The 3,098-nt window shown below is 73.8% G+C and carries 2 protein-coding genes; one reads left to right on the forward strand and one right to left on the reverse strand.

What is annotated here, in order from left to right:
- Positions 1-1,930: beta-N-acetylglucosaminidase domain-containing protein (locus IPZ69_RS46625; protein WP_235460998.1), on the reverse strand; the 1,930-nt coding region annotated here is incomplete at its 3' end.
- 273 nt (positions 1,931-2,203) lie between these two features.
- On the opposite strand from IPZ69_RS46625, the gene IPZ69_RS46630 reads away from it, so the two are divergent.
- Entirely contained in the window at positions 2,204-3,082 is an 879-nt protein-coding gene (locus IPZ69_RS46630) for a hypothetical protein (RefSeq protein WP_235460999.1), read from the forward strand.
- Positions 3,083-3,098: the final 16 nt, after the last annotated feature.

Here is a 3,098-nt window from a genome sequence, read left to right on the forward strand (position 1 = left end):
CCAGTGCCCTCGACACGAAGGTGTCCAGGACGCCCGTGCCCACCTCGACCGTGCTTCTGCGTCCCTGCCAGTCCACGATCGTGTGGGAGCGGGCCGCGGCGCGCAGGGACCGGACCTGGGCGCGCGTGCTCCTGCCGGAGCGGAGGTCGAGCGCTGCCAGGGCGGCGCGGGCCCAGTCGCGGGCCGAGGCCAACCAGGGCGCGGCCGAGGTGCGCAGCGACGCGGGCACCGTGTCCGGCACCGACGCGAGGACCCGGAGGTGCTCGCGCAGGGCGCTCTCCGCCCCCGCGCCACCCTTCCGGTACGCCGCCGTCAGCGCCGCCAGCCGCGGCGCCTGCGTGGAGTCCAGCCGGGAGGACCGGTTGACGTCGGCGAAGGCGCGCAGGGCGGTGAGGGCGCGCGCGTCGCCGTCGGCCAGCACCGACAGGCCCGCGTCCAGCGCGGCGGCGGGCCGGTAGGCGGCGGGGTTCCAGGTGTACGCGGCCATCGAGAACAGCGCCGGGTCGGAGGCGGCAGCCTGGTTCATCGGGTTGGCCAGCAGGCCCGCGACCGCCCCGGGCAGGCTGTCCTGGCGGCCGGTATAGGGGCCGAGCAGCAGATGGTCCGCCGTGTAGTCGTTGACCGGGTAGTTGTCCCACACCAGCAGCGGATGCCCGTACAGCCGTGCCGCCTCGCGCGCCTGCGCGGTGCGCAGGGCCGGGGAGACGACCAGCGGCCCGGTCCACATCACCTCGACGCCGCGGTCCAGCCCCGCCGCCAGGGCCGCCTTGTACGCGCTGCTCCGCGCCCCGTCGTACTCCGTCGGCACGGTGATCAGCGGCGCGGCGCCGTCGCGCGCGTCGAGGAACTGGCGCTGCACCTTGTTCAGCAGATCCGCCTGCGCCCGCCCGACCGCGCCCCGCCCGCTGCCGTACACGGCCGCGTCGCGCGCGCAGTTCCAGCGGTCGATGTCGATGTCGTCCAGCGGCACGGCGAAGGCCCGCACCCCGGCGTCGTCCCACAGCTGCCGGAACTTGCGGATCAGCGCGGCGGTGTCGCTCGCGGACGAGTAGCACACGGACGGGCCGGGGGAGAGCGCGTACACCAGGGAGATGTGGTCGGCGGAGGCCTGCCGGGCCAGTGCGCGCAGGTCGGCGAGGCGTGACTCTGGGTACGGGTCGCGCCAGCGGGCGCGCAGATAGGGGTCGTCCTTCGGACTGTAGAGGTACGTGTCGAGCTTCCAGCGCGCCGCGAAGTCCAGCTGCTCCAGGCGTTCGCGCTGGGTCCACGGCGTGCCGTAGAAGCCCTCGACGATGCCGCGCGCGGCGGTGGCGGGCCAGTCCCGGACGCGGACGGCGGGCAGCGTGCCGCGCGCGGCGGACGAGCCGACGGGGCGCACCAGCTGGGCGAAGGTCTGCGCGGCATGGAAGGCGCCGTCGGGGTCGACTCCGGCGAGGACGGCCCGGGGCCGGTCGTGGTCGCGGCCGACGGCGAGGACGTAGCCGCCGGGGGCGAGACCGGTGGGCTGGTCGACTCCCAGCGTTCGCAGGGCGGTCGACGGGCCGGACGACGTCACCGTCACCAGCAGTTCGCCGGACTTCGGGCCGTCCCCCAGCCGGACCTCGTCCGCGCCGCCCGCCCGCAGCGCCCGGGTCACGGCGTCCAGGGTGGCCGCGTCCGTGCCGGAGTCCGCGCGCACCGCCACGCCGTGCCCGATCGGCACCGTGCCCGCGTCCCGGCGCACGCTGCGCGGCGCCGGCCACAGGGCGGGCAGGTTCGCCTGCGCGCTCCCGGCACGGGTGGTGTGTGCCTTGCCGTCGTCCGCGGGGGCCGCCGCCGAACCCCCCTCGGACGTGCCGGAACCGGGGCCGCAGGAGCGGGCCAACAGGACGACCACGAGCCCGAGAACGAAGCCGATCACCAGCTGCGGCGGGAGGCGTAACTGGCGCACCCGGGCCCCCTCGACCATCCGTCTGCGCTTGCTGTTCACAGTGAACTGCGATCTGCCGCACAGATTATGACGGAACGACAGTTTCTGTTCGGGGCGTTCCGTGAATGTCGTCGAGGCATATTACGCGTTCGTGTGACGATCCTTCGGAAACGCTGGCGAAGACGCTGACAAGAGGGCACTGTGCGCCAGATGGCGTAGACACTCCCCACAGCAGGTTCTATCCAGAGATGCGCGGGACGAACGCGGTCCTGCTCGAAGCACAGGAGGTCGCACATGGTGGTGGTTCCGGAAGATCCGCACAGCCACTGGATCGTGCTCCTCGACATCGAGGACTTCAGTCTGCGCGCGGAGACCACCCAGGCGACGCTGCACGACGACCTGTACCACGTGGTGGAGTTCGCGTTACGCCGCGCCCGGCTCGATCCGGAGCGCTGCGCGGTACAGGACCGCGGTGACGGCGTCCTGCTCCTCGCCCCGCCGGACACCAAACCCACCCTGCTGTTACGGGAGTTGGTGCGCGGTCTGGAGGACGCGCTGGCGCACCACCGGGACACGTACAACCACGACCACCGGATGCGGCTGCGGGTCGGACTGCACGAGGGACTGGTCAACCGGAACGGCGAGCGCTGGACCAGCAACGCCATCAACGACCTGGCCCGGCTGGTGGACGCGGGCCCGGTCAAGCAGTCGCTCGCCCGGGCCGGCCGCGCCCACCTGGTGGTGGTCGTCTCGGACGACGTGCACCGCAAGGTGGTGCGGGGGCGCTACCCGGGCATCGACCCGGCGGCCTATCTGCCCGCCGACTTCGTCACCAAGCACGGCGAACCGCGCCGGGGCTGGGTCACCGTACCCGGCTACCCGGCGCCGCCCGGACTCCCCGCGGACTCGGGGGAGCCGCCACGTGACAGAACCAGACCGGGGGAAGCCCCCGGCACGGGCGGCACCGCGGGAGGGGCGGGCGGCGGGACCGAACCGGGGAGCCCGGTCCCGTCGCCCTCGCTCCACTTCGGCGGTGACATGACGGGCGGCCAGATCGCCTTCGGGAACATCGTCAACGGGGACTGGGTGCAGGGCGACAAGACCGAGCACCGCTATGACGGCAACGCCGGTCGGGGCGCACCCCGCCGCGACACCTCGGCGGACGGCTCGTGAGCACCCCGCCCGCGGC

The organism is Streptomyces olivochromogenes, from assembly GCF_021538895.1.
Classification (GTDB): Bacteria; Actinomycetota; Actinomycetes; order Streptomycetales; family Streptomycetaceae; genus Streptomyces; species Streptomyces olivochromogenes_A.